We start from the raw sequence: 23,426 nt of genomic DNA on the forward strand, positions 1-23,426 counted from the left end.
GCGGTAATTTGACCGCCCAGAGGGCGGCGTTACAAAGGATATTATTGACAGTTAATTGAATAATAATTCAACCTAATATATATAGAAAACGACAAGGCGGTTAGGATATTGTGAGTTCCTGAAACCTTAGCCCCTTCTTTCCCTAGCCCCTAGCCCCTTCTTCCCCAGCTATATAAAATCATGACGGATCAACCAGATTGGGTGCGACTGCAAAAAGCTCTCTCCGTAGAGGCGGAACGTGGATTTACTGACTTACAGGGTTCTCAACACCGCTTCAGCGATTTTCTAAGTCTGAGTTTGAGTCAAGCTACTGATATCATCCCGCTCAACGATCGCAACCGATGCCTGCATCTGGCGGCCCAGTTTGTCAGTTATCCTGAAATGGAACTAGAAGAGCGCCAATCTCTTGTCGCTGAAACACGGCGTTTTCTCATGCAAGTCCAGCGAGTCTGCGAACACCAGAACTCTGCTATCGGACACAAAGTGAGAGAACAGACACCGGAATATACTCCCTCTTCCCCAGTACCCAATACCCGAACTGCGCCGCTGAGTCAAAACCCTCCACCACCAAGCCTTTCTCTCGATCAACCTCTAAACCGTGTAACAGGTATTGGGCCGAACAATGGCAATCGTTTAGGCAAATTAGGGTTATTAACTGTATACGATTTATTATACTATTATCCCCGCGATCACATTGATTATGCTCGGCAAGTGAGCATCCGCGAACTCGCAGCGGGAGAAACTGTGACTTTAGTGGCAACTGTGAAGCGCTGCAACTGCTTTAGTAGCCCAAAAAACAATAAATTGACGATTTTAGAGCTGATTTTAACGGATCGGACGGGTCAAATCAAGCTGAATCGCTTTTTTCATGGCAATCGCTACAGCAATCGTGGCTGGCAGGAACAGCAAAAGCGTTATTATCCAGTGGGTGCGGTGGTAGCGGCTTCGGGGTTGGTGAAGCAAGGGAAATATGGCGTGACGCTGGAAAATCCCGAAATAGAAGTGCTCGACTCCGACGGTGGCACGATAGAATCAGCTACGGTGGGGCGGTTAGTACCTGTTTATCCCTTGACGGATGGGGTAGATGCGGGAGTGGTGAGGCGGGGGATGGCTGCGGCTTTACCGGCGGTTAAGCAAGTACAAGAGTCTTTACCTGAAAGTTTGCGCGATCGCTATAGTTTAATGGGGATAGCCGATGCCCTTAGTAATATTCATTTTCCCTTAGATAGGGATTGTCTGTCAGCATCCCGTCGCCGCTTAGTTTTTGATGAGTTTTTCTATTTACAATTAGGACTGTTAAAACGCCGCCAAATGCACCGCAAAGCTCAAGCGAGTGCAGTGCTAATTCCGAATGGGGAATTGCTGAATAATTTCTATAATATCATCCCATTTAAGTTAACAAATGCTCAGAAAAGAGTAATTAATGAGATCCTCAATGATTTAGCCTTGCCAGAACCGATGAATCGGCTGGTACAAGGAGATGTCGGTGCTGGTAAAACTGTGGTGGCAGTGGTAGCAATACTAGCAGCAATTCAATCTGGATATCAAGCAGCTTTGATGGCACCCACTGAAGTTTTAGCAGAGCAACATTATCGCAAGTTAGTAGGTTGGTTAAATTTAATGCACTTGCCAGTTGAACTATTAACTGGTTCGACCAAAGTAGCGAAACGCAGAGAAATTCATTCCCAGTTAGAAACGGGGCAATTAAAAGTTTTAGTTGGAACTCACGCCTTAATTCAAGATACAGTTAACTTTGATAAATTGGGTTTAGTTGTAATTGATGAACAGCACCGATTTGGGGTACAGCAACGGGCGAAGTTGCAGCAAAAAGGCGAGTCTCCTCACGTATTGACGATGACCGCAACACCTATTCCTCGGACGCTGGCTTTAACGTTACATGGCGATCTAGATGTGAGTTTAATTGATGAATTACCTCCCGGAAGACAGGCAATTCAAACAACAATATTGACGGGAAAAGAACGCAGTCAAGCTTATGAATTGATTCGGCGGGAAGTAGCGGGAGGTCGCCAAGTTTATGTGGTTTTGCCTTTGGTAGAAGAGTCAGAAAAACTAGACTTACGTTCGGCTATTGAGGAACAGGAGAAACTAAAGACAACGATATTCCCTGAGTTTCAAGTAGGTTTGTTACACGGTCGGATGACAAGTGCAGAAAAGGATGAGGCAATTACCAAGTTCCGGGATAGAGAAACTCACATTTTGGTATCGACAACTGTTGTAGAAGTGGGTGTTGACGTTCCGAATGCAACAGTGATGTTGATTGAAAATTGTGAGCGTTTCGGTTTGTCGCAGTTGCACCAATTACGAGGTCGTGTGGGTAGGGGAAGCGATCGTTCTTATTGTTTGTTAATGCGGGGTTCTAATGCTGGGGAAGCTTTGCAGCGAATGAAGGTTTTAGAACAGTCGCAAGATGGGTTTTTTATTGCAGAAATGGATATGAGATTGCGGGGGCCGGGTCAGGTTTTAGGGACGAGACAGGCGGGTTTACCGGATTTTGCTTTAGCAAGTTTGGTGGAAGATCAGGAAGTTTTAGAGTTGGCAAGGGAGGCGGCAAAAATGGTAATAGATCGCGATGAAAGTTTGAGTCAAATGCCTGCAATTCGAGATGAATTAGAGCGTAGATATCAGCGGATGATGAGTGGTTCTATTTTAACATAAGCTAGAGAAGGAAGAAGGAAGAAGGAAGAAGGAAGAAGGAAGAAGGAAGAAAGGGTAGGGGGAAGAGAGAAATAAGAATTGTGTTAAAATTAATAAAAGCTTAACTAATTGCAATTGAGATGATAACAACTATATCAACTCCTCCTCAAAATAGTAGCGAGGAAAAGGTAATTACTTTGACAGGCATTAAATGGTCAACATTTAAAGCAATAATGTCTGATGTCGGCGACGGTAGAGCCTGGAGAATTGCTTACGATACAGGAGTTTTAGAAATTAGAATGCCACTTACAGAACATGAAGAACCGAAAGGAATGATTGAAAGCTTTGTTGAAGCTTTAGCTGATAAACTAGAGATTGAAGTCAGAAAACTGGGTGCTCTGACTTTGGAAAGGGAAGATTTAACTCGTGCTATTGAACCGGATACTTGCTTCTACATTCAAAATGAATCTATAGTTAGAGGTAAAAGTATCAATTTGCCTGCCGACCCGCCACCAGATTTAGTAGTAGAATCAGATTACACGAATTCTTCTTTGAATAAGTTTGCGATTTATGCTGCTCTAGGTGTTCCTGAAATCTGGAGATATCGAAATCAATCTCTTTTAGTATATCAATTGGTTGACGGAAATTATGAAGAGAGGGAGAATAGTGTGGCTTTACCATTTTTGCCAATTGCAGAAATTCCGGGTTTGATTGAGCAAAGTAAAAGTATTGGACAAAGGGCCGCTGTGCGTTTGTTTCGAGAGAGGTTGAAAGAAATTTTGCCGCAATAATCGCAGACTATATAATCGAGAACTCTTTTTTTTAATTTCTCTCACTTCCCCTGAACCATTTGCCAAAGCGTCTGTGGCAAATTAATTATGTGCTGCAAAAGCTGATTCGGCCCAATCCCAAAAACTAATTGTAACACGAGAACAATAGCCGCGATCGCAACCGCCGTACCGATACTAGCCTTTAATACTTTAATCGCCCAATTAAACACCAACCAAGACACAATCAATGCTGCAAGTAAAATAATTAATTCCAATGGCATAATCACCCCCAACAAAATTATTCCCATTTATCTAACTTAATTTTACGCCATCGAATTACCAGTTACCAGTTAACCGTTAACCGTTAACCGTTAACCGTTAACAATTACGCAATACTCCCCCGCTTCCGAGTTTCCTTATAAGAAATTCCCACATTTCTCAAGCCAGCCTTAATCATTTGTTGTTCCAACAAAGCAAAAAATCTACCTCGATCTCCCCCTGTCACTACCGCTTGATTATGAGCTTCTGCCAAAGCTACCGGATAGCCACCACCCTTGTGAACCTGACCTAACATTAAACTTAAAGCTGACTCCAATAATACAGGATTTTCAGCCACCCACTGCGGCATATCAATCCTAGCAATTTCAGTCCCTACATGAACATAACAAAAATAGATATTTTGTTCTCCGTATAACTCCAAAATTCGAGCTTGCGATCGCCACAAAGGAGTTCTTTGTCCTGGCAGCAAAATTGAACCCCATAAAATCACATCTCGCAAGGGTTCAAACACTTGACAAGGTGCTTTCTCCGCATTCGGCAAATTCGCCGCAAAGATCGCATTAGGACAATTAGTTATACAGTCAGGTACATCATAGGAACAAGCTGCCAAACGTAGAAAAGATAAAGTTTCAGCACTACGAGAAGCGCTAATATAACCTAATAGCGGAATTCCCGCTAACCGTAACTTTTCCCATGCTGCTAAAATTGGCTGCAAAATGAGATCGCGAGCATCATTTGGCAACCCCTCCAAAAACCAATAAATCAACGAACCATCGACCATTGCTAAAGTTGGTGTAGTCAATTTATTGCCATTAATCTCCGCCCAATTACAGCCTAATTCCGCCAAAGTTTCTGCTTCCGACACGCTACGCCGATAACCCATCCACTCCTCAGTTCTAATTCCCCACTGACGAGCAATATACAGGTCTTCTGCCTTATAAAAAACCTCTGGCAAACTATCTAAAGCTGGGTGACGACTTTGCCCATAATGCAGGGTTACGCGACCGACATTTAGCAAATAGCAATAAGCAATTTCGTGGTGATTTGGGGCAATTTGCGATCCATCTGTTGCCAATACCGTATGAGCAATTGGCGGAACCACAATGTAGCCGCCGCCATCCAAAGGTTCTCGAGGAGTTGCAGCATTAAATAAGATGCGATCGCGGTAAGTTTCCTGTAAATTTACCAACTTTTCCTGTGCAGATTCCGCTTTCTCAAGCAAATTTAAAGCTACCTCTAAGCGTTTACCAGCCGCCACAGCTTCCGCGCTTAGATGTTGGCTCATTCCTTGCATTGCCTTAGCTACTTTTGTTAAATCAAGCATTAGTATAAAGTCCCAAAATTTTAAAGATTAATCATAAAAAATTTGATTTTTTTTGCTGAACCCCTTGCATTTTTCAGAAGTTGACAGTATACTTACTTTATAATAGAAATCTGTCTAAAAATATTATTTATCTAACCATCCCATTATATAAATATACCTTGTCTAGCGGTACAAGTCAACCCCAAAATCTCAATTTTTTTGTCGTTGGTACCAACTAAATCAATTACGAAAATTCTTTTAACAAGACTTACAGAGTTAGCTAAAAATAAAAGGTTGCGATTACTTCGCTTCGCTCGTAATGACAGAAATACAGGATTCTTCCTTTTTCTTAACATACAAGATTTATTCTACAACCACCCACCAAAATCCTGAGTAAACTGAGATAGAGATAAAAGTTTTACAGGAGGATATTTAGCTACCGAGTCTCGTTCAGCTAAAGTATTATATCCCCAATCCGCCAAAAATAAGTTGACTCCAGCTAAGTCAGATTGCTGTTTAACAGAAATCAAAGTTTTCAGTCTATCTTCCACAAACCAAATTACACAATCTTCCCCAGACTTCGCTAACAATTCTCGCAAAACTTGATGCTTAGGCTTCTTATACTCTTTACCAATAATCGAACCTTCAGGCATTTTTACCCCTGCTAATAGCAAAAGTTCCCGCACAAATCTACCCTCTTTAGTCGTCACAATTATTGGTTGCACATCATTACTAAACAACTCTTGTAAACGTTCCGTCACTCCGGGATAAAACCGATGTAGAGATAGCCACTCATTTAAATCCTTGGCAATCCATTCATCCCGCAAATTATCTAGCTTAGTACCCACATCCAAAGCCGTAAGATTATTTTCTACCAATAATTGCTGAGCAATACTTGGCCAGTCTAGCAAAATCTTTTCCTGCGGAATATCTAACAGTAAAGCCTGGATTAAAAGTGGCATTTCCCAACCAGTTTCAATCACAGGCCGTAACTTGTAAAAAGTGAGAGCTAAATCGGAATCCGGGGTTGTATTAATAGGTTGCCAAATTTGACAATAAGTCCGCCACGCTGTCTGAAAATATTCAACTAGACCATCACAGATTACACCGTCAAAATCTAGGGCTAAAATATTTGGAAAGTTAGGGATCATTAGTAATTGGTAATTGGTAATTGGTAATTGGTAATTGGTAATTGGGGAGAATGGCGGATTTTCTCCCCCATCCTCCCCATCTCCCCCATCTCCCTCTCTCTAGCCCCTAGTCCCTATTCTCAACAGACTTTACTGACCCTGAAGTAGGGGTTGATTTGAAACTGATTCAAGTCCTTGAGACTGCAACAATTGCACCCATTCAGTTGCCAAAGCTGAATCATTAGGAGTTTGAAGACGCAGTTCAGCTAAAGTAGTAAGAGTTTCATACCACAGCCCATTTTTAGCATAAACTCCTAACCTTGCACGAGGGTCGGGATTAGACAAATCGCTTTTAAGAGCTGGCTGAGGTGTGATTCGCTGTACCCACCCCTTCACCACTAAATCGGCCGAACGATCGTTTGGATCGCAAACCATAGAAAAAGACCAGACATATCGCTTGCCAATCTCAAGAGGTTTACGGCTGCCACTAGCAGGTGGTAAAGTCACGCTAACAACACCAGCTTTAGTGGGTTTAAAAGCAGTCTCATAAACGACATCATCCTCATTTTCAGTTAGTAGAGTAAACTCAACTTTTGCGGAAGTTTGAGGAATATATACAAAAAAAGATGGGGACTCTTCTACGGTTAACCCAATATTGCTTACAGGTACTAAAGGGGTAATAGATAAACCGGCAGGACAGGCCCCCGTTCCTCGATGTGTACCCCCTTGTCTGTTACCAGGTGCGGTGACATCAGGGGGTTGGAAATTAACTTGACTCAAAAGCAATGGCTCTGACTGAGCGTTTGCTACATTAGGAAAGCTAGCGATCGCAGTCATGCCTAAAGATAAAGCCGCTGAAATTGTTGCTAAATGCAGAAAATGTTTCATTTTTTTGGGCCTTTGAATATAAAATGCAAAAATTGACAGAGATTATCCTGCACTTGCGGTGCTGTCAAGTTCAACCAACCTGCACAGTGCAGATTTCAATTTTACTTCCTGCTTCAGACCAGGAAGAAAAAACACATCAATCGATTTGTCAGCAACCAACATAGGTAGTGTAAAAGTTAGCTAACACCCTTATACGAGATAGCCTCTTTCACACTGATTGCTACCTTGTTTGTCGATGTAGTAGTACATTAGCCAAAAGCTGACTAAACTAAAATGTTATAGACAATTATAGCTAGTATAGCTAGGCTTCTGACTACTTATTCTTACTCCACAGGCAATCGCCAGAGAGCTTCCGGTTCTTTACCCAATTTCATAGAGCCAAGGCTTCAGGCCTCCTTCCGTCTATCCCCTCCCCTCAAACTACTGGGGAAACCCTATGTAAAAACAGGGCATGAGGATCTTGAATTCAAAGGCGGACGAGCTTTGTGATAGACTTGCCTTACGGCGACAGCAGGATTTTTCACCCCGGCTGTCAGGGAGCAACAGGTTTGTAGACATTACCTGTCTCCCACAGCGATCGCAAGTATCGAACCGCTACTACTAGCGACATTTTTTGCACCTAAACCGATCAATAGCATTAATTAACCAAACCAGCAATAGCCAAGAACGGCAATGATACCTCTAAAAAAAGTCTGTTACACTCAGGTGCAACTTCTCAAACCACAGCTTGTGACATTACCTAAACTTTTATTTTGAGGTCAAATATCAAACTCTGATATCCCCTGATTAAGCGCGGTACTACGCAATAGGAATTACAGAATGGAGCGCGATGATTGATAAATTCTCTCAGAAAATATCCTCAGCGTTGCCAAAATTGAGCAACCTGTACAAGCCTGCCTTAAACTTTGTCAAATCGGTAGCAGTTGCCAGTGTCGCCGTCACCGTTTTGTTAGTTGGGGCCAGGCAAATAGGAATGCTGGAACCATTAGAATTAGCCGCCTTTGACCAAATGCTCCGATGGCGAAAAGACGAAGGGCCAGACCCGCGCCTGCTAATTGTCAGAATCACGGAAGGGGATATCCAAAGGCTCAAAGAATGGCCCATCTCCGATCGCAAAGTAACCCACCTATTGCAAAACCTAGAGCGCTTAGAACCCCGCGTCATCGGTCTAGATTTACTGCGGGACGTGCCTTTAGGAGATGGTCGCGCTGAATTAACTAAAGTTTTACAGAAAAGTAAACGGATCGTCGGCGTTTGCTTGCTGAGCGATGGTACAGCAGAACAACCCGGAAGTCCACCAGCTCCGGGACTGGCAAACAGTCAAGTCGGATTTGCAGATTTAGTAGTAGATCCCGGCGGAGTGCTCCGCCGCACAGCATTTTTCATTAAACCCCCAGAACCCCCCGGAGTTGAAAAACACCTGTGCAACAATTCCTCCGTCCCCTTTTTATCATCCTTTGGATTTCAGATAGTTAACCTTTATCTAAAACAGCAGGGAATTAAGCCAGGAACATCCCCCCAAGGGAATTTAATGCTAGGTTCCACTGTTATTAACCCCTTACAAAAGGATTCTGGCGGATACAAAAATGCCAACGTGGGGGGATATCAATTACTAATTAACTACCGTTCTGCGCGCAATGTTGCCCAGTTTGCTAACTTTGCAGATGTCGTTGAAGGCAAGATCGACCCGAAGTTAGTCAAAGATCGGATCGTTCTTATTGGTTATGTCACAGATACAGTTAAAGACGCTTTTTATACTCCCTACAGCGCTGGCAAGCAAAACGACCAATCGATGGCGGGAATTGTAGCTCACGCTCAAATCGTCAGTCAACTTCTGAGTGCAGTTTTGGATGGACGACCTTTGTTTTGGTTCTGGCCAGAATGGCTAGAAGTCCTCTGGATCTGGGGGTGGTCGATGGCGGGTGCAGTGTTAGCCTGGGGTATTCAGCAACCCCTGCGTTTTGGCTTAGCTGGAGGCGCACTGCTGGGAGTGTCCTTGGGTATGGGTTTTGGGATTTTTATCCTGGGAGGGTGGGTGCCCGTCGTCACACCTGCGATCGCCTTGATGGTAACTGCCGGCAGCGTGGTCTTAGGAGATAGATTCAATAAGGGAGGCTATGGCAAAGTAATTACCGATAAGGTTAAACAAGTCTTTAAAATTGAAATTGACCAAAGTAAAAAAGAACAGCAAGTTGCCGAAATTACAGAGTCCGAATTCTTCAGAGAGTTACAGCAAAAGAAAAGCGAACTGAAAACTCGCAAAAAGGAAGTCTCCGAAACTGCCGTTTCCCCAACCCCAGCACCTGAAACTGCCGAGAGTGAGGCAGAGGATTATTTTGCTCAGTTGCAGCAAAAGGCAAAGCAACAGAGGCGTAAGGTGAGTGAAGTCAGCGAGGAAAGCGTTTCATCAGAGGCGATCGCACATCCAGAAAACCACCATCCCACAGCAGAGAATCCACTCGATGACGGATTCGCAGATTTAGCGGCCAAAGCTAAACAGATGAAGCGACGGCGAACTCAGTTAGAAGCTGATAACAGCAATCTCACCCAAGAAAATCCCCCCGACGAGGGATTTGCCGATTTAGCCGCCAAAGCTAAACAGATGAAGCGGCGGCGATCGCCAGAAAAACTTGAGGAGGTTGCAACAGAAAAGAAAGATGAAGAATCAGAAGTAATAGATTAGTAAATGCCGCCTTTTCTAGGAATCAGAGGTAAATCATGTCTAAAGTAGTATCTATCCACTCCTACCGGGGTGGAACTGGCAAATCGAACACAACAGCAAACCTAGCTAGTACCGTCGCTCGTTACGGAAAGCGAGTTGGCATTGTTGACACAGATATTCAATCACCAGGGATTCACGTTCTTTTTGGTTTCAGCGAGGACAACATGAAACGTTCCCTCAATGATTACCTCTGGGGTCGGTGTCCAATAGCAGAGACAGCCTACGATGTCAGTTCCGTTCTCCCAAAAACGGCAGCAAAAGACAGTACGCTCTATCTGATCCCCTCCAGCGTCAAAGCCGGAGAAATTGCGCGAGTGCTGCGAGAGGGATACGATGTAGGTTTGCTTAACGATGGCTTTCAAGAATTAATAGAAGATCTCAAACTGGACTATCTATTTATTGATACCCACCCCGGCCTGAACGAAGAAACTCTTCTTTCTATTACTATCTCTGATATCCTTGTGTTGATTTTACGTCCAGACCAGCAAGATTTCCAGGGTACGGCCGTCACCGTAGACGTAGCGAGAAAATTGGAAGTACCCAAGATGTTGCTGATCATTAATAAAGCCCTGATTTCTCTTGATTTCGATGACTTAAAGCAACAAGTAGAAGCCACCTACAAAGTTCCAGTGGCAGGTGTCCTACCCCACAGCGACGAGATGATGCTACTGGCAAGCAAAGGAGTTTTTACCTTAAACTATCCCGATCATCCGCTAACTAAGATTGTCGAAGGAGTTGCCAAGGAGATACTTAATAGTTAATGGTTAACGGTTAACGGTTAACTGTTAATAGTTAACTGTTAACCTTGAGCTTTTATAAAGCGAAAATGCTTATGGGTCTTAAGTGCGGCTCACTTGTGGAGAAAGTCGAGTACAGCAAGCAACTAATCATCTTTACTAACCTAACTTAATGAGAGGAATGAAGCTTTCCGCCTAGCATTGCGATTGCTTCGTTCCTCGCAATTACACACAATATATATGGTCTACGTTCCTCGCAATGACATACAATATATACGATCTATCTACTTACGTACCTTGGTTAACAGTTAACTATTAACCTTGAGCTTTTCGAGCGCGAAGACTGACATAGGAGCGGCCTTACCTTTGAGGGAAATAGCTCCCAAATCTTCGCAGTCAAAGTGAGGCGCGATCGCACTAAACACCTTCTCGCTGATCAAAATTTGGTTTTTAGCCGCCTTAGTCATCAATCGCGCTGCCGTATTCACAGTATCTCCAACTACGTTAAACTCCCGGCGACCGCGAGATTCCCCAACCTCAGCGGCAAACACAGGGCCCATTGCCAATCCAATCTGAGAAAAGACTGTAACTTGCTTACCTCCAACAATGGGCGGTGTCAGTTGTGAAATAATATCTCGGATCGCCAAGGCCGCACTGGCAGCTCGATAGGGATCGTTAGTGTGAGCTTCGGGTACTCCAAAATAGATCAAAATATCAGAACCCTCCAAGTGAGCAGTGACATTTGGCAAAACCCCACCCCTGGCAGTGACAGCAGCATCCACCATCGAAAAAACGCGGGAAAAAGTCGTGACAAGATTGACAGCTTCCTCCGGCGTTGCCAAATCAACGGACTCTGGCAAACCGATCAAGTTTACAAACATCACCGTCGGTATCAGAAAATCAGGCGGTATCTGCCGCTTATTGGCATTTTCTACCAGTAGGGTAAGAATCGGCCTGGGAATGTAGCTAGCCAGAGATTCTACCCGCTTGACTGCCTCTTCAATTTCAGCAGCCAAGCCAGATACACTCCTGTCTAGCAAAACAGAACTTGGCATCCGGCGACGGGTAGGCATGATGTCGTATTCCCCCAGTTGAGCATCGGTGAGGTCATCTACGGCTAATAAGTAACCTGGTTTGCTAGGTTCAAAGCGAAATTGGTCTGCCAGAACAGAACTTGCAGTTTCCGTCAAACATACTCTTCCCACAGTACCTGCACCTTCAGCTTGCTTGGCTTGCTGGACAGAATGACCCAGCAATACGTGAGCCATCCGCATCGGCGTGCCAATGTCCGCAGCGATATACTTGCCAGAGTGAATGCCAACGCGCATTCCCAGGGATAAAACACCCCGTGCCGTTTCAATTTGGCTAAAATTTGCCATTGCTCGCTGCATTCGCAGTCCCGCCCGCAAGGCCGTAGCTGTATCGTTACCGTCTTTGGTGGCTAAAAACTTTACCAGCATTGCGTCTCCGGTAAATTCCAACAAGTCACCACCGGATTTGCTGATGATGTCAATCATTGAGGCAAAATAGGCGTGGAGTAAGTTCCAAAGTGCTTCTGCTCCAGAACGACCGTAGGCGGCATTGGCTTCTAACAGGGGTGTGAAGCCTGCGAGATCGGTAAATAGTAAAGTGCCTTCTTGCCATTGATAGCGAACTTCGCCGGGTTTGGGGGGTGATTCGGAGACGGGTCGGGGTACGTAGTCGTTCAGGATGTAGCGCAGAGTCCGCAAGTGGTCGAAAACATTGATTAAGGTTGCAGGTTTTGGATCTACCCAAGCTGCTGCATATAGCTCAGCAGAAAGTAGCGATCGCAGCTTGAGTTCGAGGGCGGCTAAGGGAGGATTGTAGGCTAATACGTTAATTCGTAAATTTGTGAGTTTTGTGGTATTATCCATAAGTTTTAGGTAGAAAATTGTGCTTAAATCTGTGTTTAGAGATTGAAAAAATATTTTCAAGTTCCGCTGCTTGACTGTGATTGTAGCCTTAGTCTTAGAGATTTGTTTGTAATGTTGGTAGGTGCTGGTCGATCCTCGCCGAGCTAATGAGGCGAGAATTATGAAATTAGTATTGACAAATTTATAATATTGTGCATTCACAGCAATGCTGAGAAACTTTTAGCGAGGTCTTTAGTTTGGTTCGCGATGCCGTAGACCAGTGTAGCGATCGCGCTGGAATTTGGGTATTTTAGAAGAGCTGGAATTTGGATATTTTAGAAGAATCGCGATCGACAACATATTAAACATTAAAAATTAAAACCTGAGACTTAATCTGTTCAATTTGTTAAATAATTCCTTGCCTAAATTTCCCATGAAATTATTAGCATTATCTTCATTTATGGCAGCTATAATCACAGGCACAATCCAAGTCAAAATCGAGGCCCAGTACGTCAACGATCCCAAATTCGTGGGTGTCTACACAGGGGACTTTTCCTACGACGATACACATCTGACCAAAGTCGGCACAGAATCCATAAATCTCAGTGGTGGAAATGGAAATCGACCGGGATTGCTATCTTTTAACTTTAGATTTCTGGACTTGGCTACAGGCTTAACTCCTGTCACCTATACAGCCAGTGATGATTTCAACTTCCCAGACGCTCCTGTTTTGGGTTTCGAGAACGGAGTTCCCACTCAATTTGGCGCGTACATTGCTCCGGGAAGTGAGGGCGGAGTTTTCGCTGGAAAGAACGGATTTATGTTTGGAAATCCTGGGGCATTTATTTTCGTCTTGCGAGATGGAACTGTTAGAGGTGATGGGCTTGTGACCTTAGAAATTAACGAATCTTCTTCGACTGTACCTTAGATTTAAAATAATTAAGAACTTGCGATGTAAGCAGGTAATTAAGGATACTGAAGCAGGGAGTTTTTGTGTTAGCTCTAGAATAGATTATAAAAAATAATAATAGAGATTTTTGGGAAAGCAAAGCTAATATTTATAATTAGATAAGTAAATCCACCTAATTAAACATAAGATAAAGATGGCTAAAAAGCTGACTGTATAAACATTCTTCCTTCTCTCCTAGATAACTAAATTTTTCTTTCTTCTTCCTTCTGTCCTAGATAACTAAATCCTTCTTCCTTCTTCCTTCTTCCTTCTACTTAACCGCATCAATATTGGCTGCTGAGTGTCGCGAATAGGATAGTCGTTCAGCTTCGGAAAATGCTGGGGCGAGATAAAACATCGGATAGAAAGCACGAGAAGTCGCAAATTCAGGCTTACAATTTGTTTAACTCCCGATCGCAAAGATTGGCAAGAAAAACGCTAAACAGTCGAGATTGCTCCATGTTGTTCGATTCGACTTTACTCCGAACCGCCAGACTCACCTATCGTGCCTATTTGGAAGTACACTGCGACCAAATGCAGCGTCCAATGGGTGTAGTAATTAACACAGTAAACAGCCGAGGTCAACTAATTTTCTCATCGAAGCCAGTGTTATTACCCGATGAATGTTACGTACCTTTCGAGCAGATTGAATCGCAAATTTATTAGTAAACTGGTAACGTCGCCCTCTAGGTGTTATCGCAACCCCCAAAGCTAGTAATGATATTTGTCTCTGACTTATGAGTATGAGTCTGATAGTGTGCCGCAACCTACTACGATCGCGCGTTTTGGTTGAGCTTTTGGCCTGGGGTGCTGATGGAAGAGCAAGGTGGGAAAACGGCTTTTAAATTAAGATGTGTAAGATGCGATCGCGCGATCGCTCCTTTCAGCAATTAGGCTTTCGGGTTTTGGGGTCAGGTGAAGAAGGTGACACCTTTTCGCAAAAAACTGGAGTAGTTTGATGGTTTACGAGATACCCGAACAGGATTGCTGGCGTTTTACGTCCTCAACGCCTTGGCCGTTGCTATAACTGGGTATTTCCTTGCTCCCCTAGTCCTTCCCGCCCCTAAGATTCGCTAAACATATTTCGCTATATGTGGCAAAGTGTCTTAAGATTGTCCTAAGAATTGAACTCGTCTAAGACCTACTGCTTAGAAACTACAAATAATTTAGGAGGAACATCTATGGCGATCGTACCCATGCGGCTACTGCTGGATCACGCGGCGGAAAACGGTTATGGCATTCCTGCTTACAATGTCAACAACATGGAGCAGATTCAGGCTATCATGCGGGCGGCGGATGAAACCAATAGCCCCGTAATCCTGCAAGCTTCTCGCGGTGCTCGTTCATACGCTGGCGAAAACTTCTTACGCCATTTGATTTTGGCTGCTGTGGAAACTTACCCCCACATCCCCATTGTCATGCACCAAGATCATGGTAATGCTCCCGGTACTTGCTATTCGGCGATTCGCAACGGTTTTACCAGCGTGATGATGGATGGTTCTCTGGAAGCAGATGCTAAGACTCCTGCTAGCTACGAATACAACGTCAATGTTACTAGCGAAGTTGTGAAAGTAGCTCACTCCATTGGCGTTAGCGTGGAAGGCGAACTGGGCTGTTTGGGTTCTCTGGAAACTGGTATGGGTGAAGCTGAAGATGGTCACGGTGCTGAGGGTGTGCTCTCTCACGACCAATTGTTAACTGACCCTGACCAAGCTGTGGATTTCGTTGAGCAAACTCAGGTTGATGCTTTAGCCGTTGCGATCGGTACTTCTCACGGTGCTTATAAGTTTACTCGTAAGCCAACTGGTGAAGTTTTAGCAATTAGCCGCATTGAAGAAATTCACCGCCGCTTACCGAATACTCACTTGGTAATGCACGGTTCCTCTTCTGTTCCTGAAGATTTGCTGGCTTTGATCAACCAGTATGGCGGTAAGATCCGCGAAACTTACGGTGTACCTGTCGAAGAAATCCAAAAGGGAATTCAAAGCGGTGTCCGCAAGATTAATATTGACACTGACAACCGTTTGGCGATTACTGCTGCGGTACGTGAAGCTTTGGCTGCTAAGCCTGAAGAGTTCGATCCTCGCCACTTTATGAAGCCTTCAATTAAGTATATGCAGAAGGTTTGTAGCGATCGCTATCAGTCTTTTGGTGCTGCTGGTCATGGTACTAATATCAAGCAAATTTCTCTGGATGATTTTGCAGCTAAGTATGCTAAGGGCGAACTGAAAGCTATTTCTAAGAGCGCTGTGACTGTCTAAGAGTTGTAGATTTTAGATGGGATCTAAGGTCTAAAGGATAATTTGCCGGGTGGCTTTTGGGCTACTCGGTTTTTTATTGTTTGGAATCAAGATGAACTACCTTAAAAAATGCAAATAAAAATTTGTAATATTTTGAAATAAAGAGCTATAATTCTTTATATAGGCTAGCTAAGACGATTGCCCAAAATCACCCAAATGGGTGAATCTGAGAGAGGATGCGCGATCGCCACTGCCAACCTTATGCTGAAAGTAATCCTGAGTTTAAATAGTGAGTCGGTATGATCGTTAGCCATGACAAGCAAACTGCTGCTCAGGTCAAAGTGAAAGATTCTAAACCCTTTGAACCGCAGCCTCCCAAGAAACCCACTCGTAAATTTAATCGGTGGGCGATCGGACTGCTTGCAGCAGGTTTGCTGGCTGTACCAAGTACCATATATATAGTCAAAAGTCAAGCTAAACCACAGGCAGATATAATTCAATCTCTGACTGTCCCAGTTGAGGCGCAAAACCTGACTGTGCGAATTACGAGCTCAGGGACAGTCCAGCCAGTACAGAGAGTAAACCTGAGTCCGAAAACCTCTGGGCGGATAGCAGAATTGTACGTCGAACAAGGCGATCGCGTACAGCAGGGACAATTGATCGCCCGCATGGAAAGTCGCGACATTGAAGCCCAACTGATGCAAGCTCAAGCACGACTAGCTAGCGCGATCGCCAAACTAGACCAACTTCAAGCCGGGAACCGCCCAGAAGAAATCGTCCAAGCTCAAGCTCGGTTAGAGCAAATTGAAGCCAATCTAGCACAACTGCGATCGGGTAGCCGTTCCGAAGAAGTCGCCCAAAGTCAAGCTAGTTTAAACGAAGCCCAAGCCCGTTTAGCAAATGCTCAATCAGGGAGTTTATTACAAGAAATAGCCCAAGCAAAATCTCAAATTGAAGCCAATAAAGCCGCAGCCGAACTGACAGCTCAACGCTTAACTAGAAATCAGGATTTAGTAGAAGAAGGCGCAATTTCTCAAGATCAATTTGAGGAGTATAAAAAAGAAGACCGCACTGCTAGAGCGAATGTACAGGAAGCCGAAAGGCGCTTACAACAATTACAAGAAAATCGGCGATCGCAGATCCAACAATTGCAAGCCGCTGTCGAACAACAGCGACAAGCATTAAACCAAAAACAGAACGGCACTCGCCCCGAAGAAATTACCAGAGCCGAAGCCGAAGTTACAGAAGCTAGAAGCAAGTTAGCCCAGCTTGTGAATGGTAGTCGCCCTGAAGAAATTGCCGCTGCTAAAGCAAATGTAGCAGAAATAAATGCCCAGGTGAGCTACTATCAAGTCCAGTTAGAAGATAGCAGCATTCGCGCTCCTTTTGGAGGAATTATTACCCAAAGATACGCTATTCAAGGAGCATTTGTAACGCCCACTACTTCAGCCTCGGCTACTGACTCTGCAACTTCCACATCTGTTGTTGCTCTAGCGCGAGACTTGGAAGTTTTAGCCAAAGTACCAGAGTCAGATATCGGTCAAATTAAACCCGGTCAAGTCGTAGAGATCGTAGCAGATTCTTATCCCGATAAAGTATTCACAGGGAAAGTTAAATTAATCGCTCCCGAAGCGGTGAAAGAACGAGATGTGACTTTATTTCAAGTCAGAGTAGCTATTGATAAAGGCAAAGACTTGTTGCAGTCGGGAATGAATGTCGATCTCAGGTTTGTCGGTCAACAACTGAACAATGCTTTGGTTGTACCTACAGTAGCGATCGTTACTAGCAAAGGCAATACGGGAGTGCTAATTCCTGATGAGAAAAGTAAACCTAAGTTTCAACCTGTTACTATTGGTTCTACTATTGGCAACAAAATTCAAATACTTGAAGGAGTAAAAGCAGGCGATCGCATTTTTGTTGAACTTCCTGAAGGGCAAAAATTAGATGACATCATTAAAAATCGTAAATAGGTAATGGTTAGTTGTTGGTTGTTAGTTGTTAGTTGTTAGTTGTTAGTTGTTAGTTGTTGCTTGTTTGCGAGCGAGTATTAAAAATAGGCAATGACTACAATTGGTAGTAGTGGCTTTAGCCGCTTTATTCTATAAATTGAGCAGCTACAGTCACTAAAGACGAGCATAATAGTTTATTTATGTGTGCCTATTTAACAACCAACAACTAATAACTAAGTAGGTGGACATACATAAACGTAAGGTGGGCGATCGCCGCAAAAATTTTGTAACCAAAAAGCTAATATGGTTTCGGCGAGCGCCCACCCTACAAGTTATATAAGCGTTTATTTATGTCCGACTACTTAACAACCAAAAAACCATAACCAAAAACCAATAACTAACAACTAACAACAAACAACGAACAATTAACAACTAACAATTAACAACCAACAACTAACAACCAACAACTAACAATTAACCAAAATGGATATTATTGAAAGCGTAAAAATGGCGACAACAACATTAATGGCTAACAAGCTTCGTAGTAGCCTGACAATGTTAGGAATAATCATCGGCAATGCTTCCGTAATTGCTATGATTGGCATCGGTGAAGGAGCTCAGAAATATGTCAGCGAACAAGTTAACTCTCTAGGGCCAAACCTGCTATTTGTGATTCCGGGGAGTCCCGATGCCCAGCGTCGCCCCGTTGTTCCACCCCTGACATTAGTGCTCGCAGATGCAGAAGCGATCGCACAGCAAGTTCCCTCTGTCGAAGAAGTCGCCCCCACCCTCAACGACAGTCAACTTGTCACCTACCGCAGTAACAACGCTTCCAGTTCCATCATCGGGACAACACCGCAATTTCTTTCAGTAAGAAGTTTTGACGTTGCTAAAGGTAGATTTATAACAGATTTGGACTTAAAAAGGCAAGAAAATGTAGTAGCTTTGGGTTCAGAAATAGCCCAGAGATTATTTGGTGATGTGCAACCAATTGGTAGATATGTCCGTATCAAAAATAATACTTTCCAAGTAATAGGAGTTATGCAGCCCAAGGGTTCAACTTTTGGTGATAACCAAGATATGAACGTATTTGTACCGCTGACAACAATGGCAAATAGAATAGTCGGACGTTCATCTCCCTACGGTATTAGAGTAACATTTATTTCAGTTTCCGTTAAAGATGAAACCCAGATGAAAGCAGCCCAGTTTCAGATTGAAAATCTGCTGCGGCTGCGGCATAAAATTACTAAAGATGATGATTTTACCGTTCGCAACCAACAGGATTTACAAAATACTTTGGGAGGAATAACGGGAGCTCTCAAATTAATGTTAGCTGCCGTTGCCAGTATTTCCCTATTTGTTGGTGGAATTGGGATTATGAATATCATGCTAGTTTCCGTTACGGAACGCACTCAAGAAATAGGTTTGCGGAAAGCCATCGGTGCATCTAGGCAAGATATTTTGATTCAATTTATGATTGAATCGGTAATTTTATCGGCGGCTGGAGGTGCGATCGGTACGATGATGGGTGTTGGTGGCGTGATGATAGTGGGTGCTATTAGTCCCCTGCAAGCAGGAGTTTCCCCAGTTGCGATCGCATTAGCTGTAGGTGTTTCCGGTGGTATCGGTTTATTTTTCGGTGTCGTTCCCGCACGACAAGCTGCTAAATTAGACCCGATTGTGGCTTTAAGAACTGCTTAGAATTTCAAGGGTGCGCGATCGGCTTAAAGGGTAGGGGATGGCGAGGCTTTAGATTAAGAGCGATCGCCCTCCTCTTCCTACTAGATAGAAAAGTGCGATCGCCCTCAATCAAAGTCAAAAAACTTTCACTCACCACCCACAATCTAAAAGTTATTAGATCTCCCCTGACTACCCTTTCTCTTCAACCAATCCTTACCCAACTTAATCGTCACATCCGATCGCAAACTCCCCGTACTCTCAACCACAACCTCCCCAAAACCCAAAGACTGGCGAATCGCCTCAGCACCCTTAACATTCCCATCTTGAGCCACAATCCGAGTCACCGCCAAAGGTTCAGGCCAAGAGTTCCCTACTCGCACATTCTCATAGCCAGCTTCAGACAACATACTCACAAACCCATCAGTAGCAGCATTATCTCCCGTACTATCTAAAACCGCCACCCTCAATAATTTCGGGTCTACATTCTCCACTCCCCAGGAATTAGTACCAAAATCAAAGTGTTGAGCCATCAGAGTCTCGACAGCAGTTTCATCAGGTAGCCAATAACTGGCCTTAAACTCCTTGGGATCGCTAAACTCTCCCGGAACCATCAACATCTGTATCCCAGAACGGTCAGTCTGAGTACCAAAACCAACTAAAGCTACTAATTCCTCAATACTCAAATTTGTATCAATATGAGACTGAATTACCGACAAAACCTTCGGCAATTTCGATACTAAACCTAGATTAAGCTCCTGATCCATAAAAGCCCGCATCAAAAGTTGCTGTCGCTGCACTCGCCCAATATCCCCTAAATCATCATGGCGGTAAAGTAGATACTGCACGATTTGTTCCCCTGTCAGATGTTGCTTACCAGCCTTTAAATCTATGAACAAATGCTGGCTTTCATCTATATACTTCATGTCTTTAGGGACATACATCGTTAAGCCACCGAGGGCATCTACCAAGCTCCTTATCCCTTGAACATTAACGATTACATAGCGGTCAATTCCCACACCACCCAGGAGCGAACTTACCGACTTTGCTGCCAAAGCCGGGCCCCCATAATAATTCGCCTCATTAATTTTGCTCAGACCCCTCCCCTCAATATCAGTTCGGGTATCTCGCGGGATAGAGAGCACGCTTAACTTTTTGTTCTGAGGGTCAAATCTCACCAACAGCATCGTATCCGTTAGCCCCTTAAAAGAGTTAACCCAAGTGAAATATCCCGGACTATCTTTAGGCGGCTCATCCAAGTCTGAACTCAGAACCTTGAGCCCCAACACTAAAATATTTACCGGGCGGGTGAGTTCTGGCATCCTCATGTTCATTTTTGCCAGATCCCCTTGAGAAAATACCGCAGCTTCTTCGGGACTCAACTGCTGCTGCTGAAGCGGCGTAGTAGAAAGAGATACTGCTAGCAAGGCTCCGGCTGTGGCGGAAAGCATCGCCACTCCTGCCAAACCAAAACCAAACCCCAGCCAACGTCCTCGGTTAGATTGGGGAGATTTTTTCACGAAAGGTTGACCATTTGTTTGCTTTCTAGGGTCTGGATTTTGCATTTTCTGAGCTGACACGGGCTTCCTCACACACAAAAAGAATTAATAAAAATAGTGGCACTTTGTAGTATCAACCTGGAAACTCCATTAATCAATAGGTTTTGATTTTTAGATCACCCTCAACTATGCACCCTCAACTATGATAGATGCTTGCCTAGCATTTGCTCAGCTACGCGGCTAATTCCAGGTAGCCAAAGGGGTTGGCGTTTCCAGACCCGAATCATTAGCCCCAAGGTGACGATAAAATAGCTGGTGGTAAGCACGCTACTCGTTAATAACAAGGGTATCGTCCAAGATTCCGCAGAGATGGCTCCAGCTTCCAAGAGAATATGCCCTGAGAGCCAACCCAAAGCTAGGACAATCGCTAATCGGCTGGCGGCTCTGTGTTGAGGGCTTCCTTGACGACGGTAAAGCGTCCACAGGGCCGGGAAAAAGCCGACGATAGGAGTCAATAACACAAACAGTTGCAGGCGGTTAAGATCCGAATTTTCTAAGGGGTCTGTATTTTTCATTTCCAGCATAGGAGAACAAAGCAGGATTTAACAGATGGATTGTCTGCGGCGATCGCAGATGATATCCACATTTTGATACACTCAATACAGCACGCAGACGCAGGAGAGTATCCTTAGCCATGACCCAATCCCGCAAATCGACTGTTATTTCTCCATCCATATTATCAGCAGATTTCAGCCGCCTCGGAGATGAAATTCGAGCAGTAGATCGGGCTGGGGCCGACTGGATTCACGTTGATGTGATGGACGGTCGTTTCGTTCCTAATATTACTATTGGCCCCCTGATTGTTGAGGCGATTCGCCCCGTTACCAGCAAGCCTCTGGACGTTCACTTGATGATAGTGGAACCTGAGAAATACGTCGAGGATTTTGCTAAGGCGGGTGCTGATATTATCTCGGTTCACGCTGAACACAATGCTTCCCCTCACTTACACCGTACTCTCGGCCAAATCCGCGAACTGGGCAAGCAGGCTGGTGTAGTGCTAAATCCTTCGACTCCTTTGGAGTTGATTGAGCACGTACTCGAACTGTGCGATCTGATCTTGATTATGAGTGTCAATCCGGGCTTTGGCGGTCAGAGTTTCATTCCGACGGTGGTGCCGAAAATTCGCAAACTTCGCCAGATGTGCGATGAAAGAGGCCTTGACCCCTGGATTGAGGTGGATGGCGGTCTAAAAGTTGATAATACTTGGCAGGTTTTGGAAGCGGGAGCAAATGCGATCGTTGCTGGTTCCGCTGTGTTTAAGGCTAAGGATTATGCAGCCGCGATCGAAGGCATTCGCAATAGCAAGCGTCCAACTCCTGAATTGGCAGCAGTTTAAGAAGGAAGAAGGCAGAGGGAAGAAGAAAGAAGGCAGAGGGGAAATTTTAGCAATATTTTGACGTTTGACTTCTTTCATTCTGGTTTTTATTGTTACCAAATAGCTTACGTAACGCTGGCCTCTGGGTAGTAATGTTACCGCTTAGAGGGCAGCGTTACAAAAAGTTTTTCGTAAATCCCATCGTAGTTTGTAATTAAGTAGGTACTACTTTTAATTAGTAATTATAGAAGAAGGGACTACGATGCTCAGGACTAAGGACTAGGGAAAGAGGGGGAGATGGGGAGCGGGGGAGCAGGGGAGCAACTTAATCAATTAAAAATTAAAAATGCAAAATTAAAAAAAATGCAAAATTAAAAATTGTGAGATTTAATTTTTAATTTTTAATCGATCGAGGGGAGATGGGGAGGATGGGTAATTAGCGATTAGCGATTAGCAATTACCAATTACCAATTAGCAATTACCAATTACCAATTAGCAATTAGCAATTAGCAATTACTTAGAAACTTTCGCCAAAATGCTCTCCATTTCGGATAGTTCAACAGCACCAGAGAAGGTTTCTCCCTTCAAGATAAAGAAGGGAGTACCCTCAATTCCTAATGTTTGAGCGATTTGAATGTCTTTCTGAATGGCTGCTGCTGCTGCGGGGCTATTTCTGTCGCTATTAAACTTCTCTAAATTCAGATTCAGATTTTTCGCGATCGCACCATACAACTCTTCACTCAACTGTTGCTGTTGCTCGAACAAAGCGTTATGATACTCCCAAAATTTCCCTTGCTGCTGAGCCGCCCAAGCTGCTTTAGCCGCTGGTAGCGCTTGTGGGTGAATTTGAACCAGGGGAAAATGTTTGAATGCTAAAGTAACCTTGTCCTCGTGTTTTGCCATAAACTGATTGACAGTATTGTGAGCTCTGCTGCAAAAGGGACATTGAAAGTCAGAGAACTCTATGAGGACAATTTTCTGCGAAGGCGATCCAGTAGTAGGAGAATCCGCGATCGCAGCTTGAGGATTATTTTTTACCTGCTCCAAAAATGACTGCCTAGCCGATCGCAATTGCTCTTGTTGTTGCTGCTGGTACGCCTGTACTGACTCCAAAATTACTTCGGGATTTTCGCGGATAATTTGCAAGACTTGCTCCTTTAATTTGCCTTCTGGTTGTTGAGTATTATTAGCTGATTGGGCGGAGGGCGAACAACCGATTAAAGTCAGGCAAACTATTAAAAGTGCTGCTAGTGAGAAAACTTGCAGGCGATACAGTTGATTCCGCATAGACGATATGTTCATAACAAATGTGAAACTCTAAATTTTCAATCTCAGGGGCAAATCAGTTTAAATATACCTTAGATATTGCTGGTAACGCC

At 44.0% G+C, this 23,426-nt stretch carries 20 protein-coding genes; 10 read left to right on the forward strand and 10 right to left on the reverse strand.

Annotation, left to right across the window (positions count from 1 at the left end):
* The first annotated feature begins 180 nt into the window (after positions 1-180).
* Both recG and PN499_RS12390 read left to right on the forward strand, forming a co-directional pair.
* Positions 181-2,676 (forward strand): ATP-dependent DNA helicase RecG, encoded by a 2,496-nt coding sequence (gene recG / locus PN499_RS12385; RefSeq protein WP_417063876.1) that lies wholly within the window; start codon positions 181-183, stop codon positions 2,674-2,676.
* A gap of 119 nt (positions 2,677-2,795) precedes the next feature.
* Positions 2,796-3,446: a Uma2 family endonuclease gene (locus PN499_RS12390; protein ID WP_272032229.1), complete on the forward strand. Its 651-nt coding sequence runs from the start codon at positions 2,796-2,798 to the stop codon at positions 3,444-3,446.
* Positions 3,447-3,487: 41 nt separating this feature from the next.
* Here the strand turns inward: PN499_RS12390 and PN499_RS12395 are convergent, their stop codons facing one another.
* The 4 genes from PN499_RS12395 to PN499_RS12410 form a co-directional block, all read right to left on the reverse strand.
* Positions 3,488-3,733 carry a hypothetical protein gene (locus PN499_RS12395; RefSeq protein ID WP_272032230.1) on the reverse strand — a complete coding sequence of 82 codons (246 nt, stop codon included), beginning with the start codon at positions 3,731-3,733 and terminating at the stop codon, positions 3,488-3,490.
* Positions 3,734-3,810: 77 nt separating this feature from the next.
* Positions 3,811-5,028 carry a DNA double-strand break repair nuclease NurA gene (locus PN499_RS12400; RefSeq protein ID WP_272032232.1) on the reverse strand — a complete coding sequence of 406 codons (1,218 nt, stop codon included), beginning with the start codon at positions 5,026-5,028 and terminating at the stop codon, positions 3,811-3,813.
* 347 nt (positions 5,029-5,375) lie between these two features.
* Positions 5,376-6,158 (reverse strand): HAD family hydrolase, encoded by a 783-nt coding sequence (locus tag PN499_RS12405; RefSeq protein ID WP_272032233.1) that lies wholly within the window; start codon positions 6,156-6,158, stop codon positions 5,376-5,378.
* Positions 6,159-6,287: 129 nt separating this feature from the next.
* On the reverse strand, positions 6,288-7,025 hold the full coding sequence (locus PN499_RS12410) for a DUF928 domain-containing protein (protein ID WP_272032234.1): 738 nt from the start codon (positions 7,023-7,025) through the stop codon (positions 6,288-6,290).
* 829 nt (positions 7,026-7,854) lie between these two features.
* On the opposite strand from PN499_RS12410, the gene PN499_RS12415 reads away from it, so the two are divergent.
* Together PN499_RS12415 and PN499_RS12420 are read left to right on the forward strand one after the other, a co-directional pair.
* Positions 7,855-9,708: a CHASE2 domain-containing protein gene (locus PN499_RS12415; RefSeq protein ID WP_272032235.1), complete on the forward strand. Its 1,854-nt coding sequence runs from the start codon at positions 7,855-7,857 to the stop codon at positions 9,706-9,708.
* A 35-nt stretch (positions 9,709-9,743) separates the two neighbouring features.
* Positions 9,744-10,508: a MinD/ParA family ATP-binding protein gene (locus PN499_RS12420; protein ID WP_272032236.1), complete on the forward strand. Its 765-nt coding sequence runs from the start codon at positions 9,744-9,746 to the stop codon at positions 10,506-10,508.
* Positions 10,509-10,792: 284 nt separating this feature from the next.
* Here the strand turns inward: PN499_RS12420 and PN499_RS12425 are convergent, their stop codons facing one another.
* Entirely contained in the window at positions 10,793-12,379 is a 1,587-nt protein-coding gene (locus PN499_RS12425) for an adenylate/guanylate cyclase domain-containing protein (RefSeq protein ID WP_272032238.1), read from the reverse strand.
* A gap of 412 nt (positions 12,380-12,791) precedes the next feature.
* Here PN499_RS12425 and PN499_RS12430 point away from each other — a divergent pair, with 412 nt between their 5' ends.
* From PN499_RS12430 to fba, 3 genes are all read left to right on the forward strand, one after another.
* Positions 12,792-13,286, forward strand: a complete 495-nt coding sequence (locus tag PN499_RS12430; protein WP_272032239.1) for a hypothetical protein — start codon at positions 12,792-12,794, stop codon at positions 13,284-13,286.
* A gap of 480 nt (positions 13,287-13,766) precedes the next feature.
* Positions 13,767-13,973 (forward strand): hypothetical protein, encoded by a 207-nt coding sequence (locus PN499_RS12435; protein ID WP_272032240.1) that lies wholly within the window; start codon positions 13,767-13,769, stop codon positions 13,971-13,973.
* A gap of 515 nt (positions 13,974-14,488) precedes the next feature.
* Positions 14,489-15,568, forward strand: a complete 1,080-nt coding sequence (fba, locus tag PN499_RS12440; protein WP_272032241.1) for a class II fructose-bisphosphate aldolase — start codon at positions 14,489-14,491, stop codon at positions 15,566-15,568.
* Between the two features lie 164 nt (positions 15,569-15,732).
* Here fba and PN499_RS12445 read toward each other — a convergent pair whose 3' ends face one another.
* The gene (locus PN499_RS12445; RefSeq protein ID WP_272032243.1) at positions 15,733-15,861 is read right to left on the reverse strand and encodes a hypothetical protein; all 129 of its coding nucleotides are present in this window, start codon (positions 15,859-15,861) and stop codon (positions 15,733-15,735) included.
* On the opposite strand from PN499_RS12445, the gene PN499_RS12450 reads away from it, so the two are divergent.
* Positions 15,847-17,517, forward strand: a complete 1,671-nt coding sequence (locus PN499_RS12450) for an efflux RND transporter periplasmic adaptor subunit (protein ID WP_272032244.1) — start codon at positions 15,847-15,849, stop codon at positions 17,515-17,517. The two genes, PN499_RS12445 and PN499_RS12450, sit on opposite strands and share 15 nt — an antisense overlap.
* A gap of 462 nt (positions 17,518-17,979) precedes the next feature.
* Complete coding sequence (locus tag PN499_RS12455) at positions 17,980-19,197, forward strand: ABC transporter permease (protein ID WP_272032245.1); 1,218 nt, start codon at positions 17,980-17,982, stop codon at positions 19,195-19,197.
* A gap of 4 nt (positions 19,198-19,201) precedes the next feature.
* Here PN499_RS12455 and PN499_RS12460 read toward each other — a convergent pair whose 3' ends face one another.
* From PN499_RS12460 to PN499_RS12470, 3 genes are all read right to left on the reverse strand, one after another.
* On the reverse strand, positions 19,202-19,330 hold the full coding sequence (locus tag PN499_RS12460; RefSeq protein ID WP_272032246.1) for a hypothetical protein: 129 nt from the start codon (positions 19,328-19,330) through the stop codon (positions 19,202-19,204).
* 10 nt (positions 19,331-19,340) lie between these two features.
* Positions 19,341-20,753 carry an LCP family protein gene (locus PN499_RS12465; RefSeq protein ID WP_417063877.1) on the reverse strand — a complete coding sequence of 471 codons (1,413 nt, stop codon included), beginning with the start codon at positions 20,751-20,753 and terminating at the stop codon, positions 19,341-19,343.
* Positions 20,754-20,872: 119 nt separating this feature from the next.
* Positions 20,873-21,247 (reverse strand): hypothetical protein, encoded by a 375-nt coding sequence (locus PN499_RS12470; protein WP_272032257.1) that lies wholly within the window; start codon positions 21,245-21,247, stop codon positions 20,873-20,875.
* Positions 21,248-21,366: 119 nt separating this feature from the next.
* On the opposite strand from PN499_RS12470, the gene rpe reads away from it, so the two are divergent.
* On the forward strand, positions 21,367-22,068 hold the full coding sequence (rpe, locus tag PN499_RS12475; protein ID WP_272032247.1) for a ribulose-phosphate 3-epimerase: 702 nt from the start codon (positions 21,367-21,369) through the stop codon (positions 22,066-22,068).
* A gap of 492 nt (positions 22,069-22,560) precedes the next feature.
* Here the strand turns inward: rpe and PN499_RS12480 are convergent, their stop codons facing one another.
* Positions 22,561-23,349 carry a DsbA family protein gene (locus PN499_RS12480; RefSeq protein ID WP_272032248.1) on the reverse strand — a complete coding sequence of 263 codons (789 nt, stop codon included), beginning with the start codon at positions 23,347-23,349 and terminating at the stop codon, positions 22,561-22,563.
* Positions 23,350-23,426: the final 77 nt, after the last annotated feature.

The sequence above is a fragment of the Kamptonema animale CS-326 genome, assembly GCF_028330895.1.
GTDB lineage: Bacteria > Cyanobacteriota > Cyanobacteriia > Cyanobacteriales > Microcoleaceae > Kamptonema > Kamptonema formosum.

Bases quoted from the DNA above. Each gene is read 5' to 3' on its own strand.
- recG (WP_417063876.1), top strand. From the start codon at position 181: ATGACGGATCAACCAGATTGGGTGCGACTGCAAAAAGCTCTCTCCGTA.
- PN499_RS12390 (WP_272032229.1), top strand. From the start codon at position 2,796: ATGATAACAACTATATCAACTCCTCCTCAAAATAGTAGCGAGGAAAAG.
- PN499_RS12395 (WP_272032230.1), bottom strand. From the start codon at position 3,733: ATGGGAATAATTTTGTTGGGGGTGATTATGCCATTGGAATTAATTATT.
- PN499_RS12400 (WP_272032232.1), bottom strand. From the start codon at position 5,028: ATGCTTGATTTAACAAAAGTAGCTAAGGCAATGCAAGGAATGAGCCAA.
- PN499_RS12405 (WP_272032233.1), bottom strand. From the start codon at position 6,158: ATGATCCCTAACTTTCCAAATATTTTAGCCCTAGATTTTGACGGTGTA.
- PN499_RS12410 (WP_272032234.1), bottom strand. From the start codon at position 7,025: ATGAAACATTTTCTGCATTTAGCAACAATTTCAGCGGCTTTATCTTTA.
- PN499_RS12415 (WP_272032235.1), top strand. From the start codon at position 7,855: ATGATTGATAAATTCTCTCAGAAAATATCCTCAGCGTTGCCAAAATTG.
- PN499_RS12420 (WP_272032236.1), top strand. From the start codon at position 9,744: ATGTCTAAAGTAGTATCTATCCACTCCTACCGGGGTGGAACTGGCAAA.
- PN499_RS12425 (WP_272032238.1), bottom strand. From the start codon at position 12,379: ATGGATAATACCACAAAACTCACAAATTTACGAATTAACGTATTAGCC.
- PN499_RS12430 (WP_272032239.1), top strand. From the start codon at position 12,792: ATGAAATTATTAGCATTATCTTCATTTATGGCAGCTATAATCACAGGC.
- PN499_RS12435 (WP_272032240.1), top strand. From the start codon at position 13,767: ATGTTGTTCGATTCGACTTTACTCCGAACCGCCAGACTCACCTATCGT.
- fba (WP_272032241.1), top strand. From the start codon at position 14,489: ATGGCGATCGTACCCATGCGGCTACTGCTGGATCACGCGGCGGAAAAC.
- PN499_RS12450 (WP_272032244.1), top strand. From the start codon at position 15,847: ATGATCGTTAGCCATGACAAGCAAACTGCTGCTCAGGTCAAAGTGAAA.
- PN499_RS12445 (WP_272032243.1), bottom strand. From the start codon at position 15,861: ATGGCTAACGATCATACCGACTCACTATTTAAACTCAGGATTACTTTC.
- PN499_RS12455 (WP_272032245.1), top strand. From the start codon at position 17,980: ATGGATATTATTGAAAGCGTAAAAATGGCGACAACAACATTAATGGCT.
- PN499_RS12470 (WP_272032257.1), bottom strand. From the start codon at position 21,247: ATGAAAAATACAGACCCCTTAGAAAATTCGGATCTTAACCGCCTGCAA.
- rpe (WP_272032247.1), top strand. From the start codon at position 21,367: ATGACCCAATCCCGCAAATCGACTGTTATTTCTCCATCCATATTATCA.
- PN499_RS12480 (WP_272032248.1), bottom strand. From the start codon at position 23,349: ATGAACATATCGTCTATGCGGAATCAACTGTATCGCCTGCAAGTTTTC.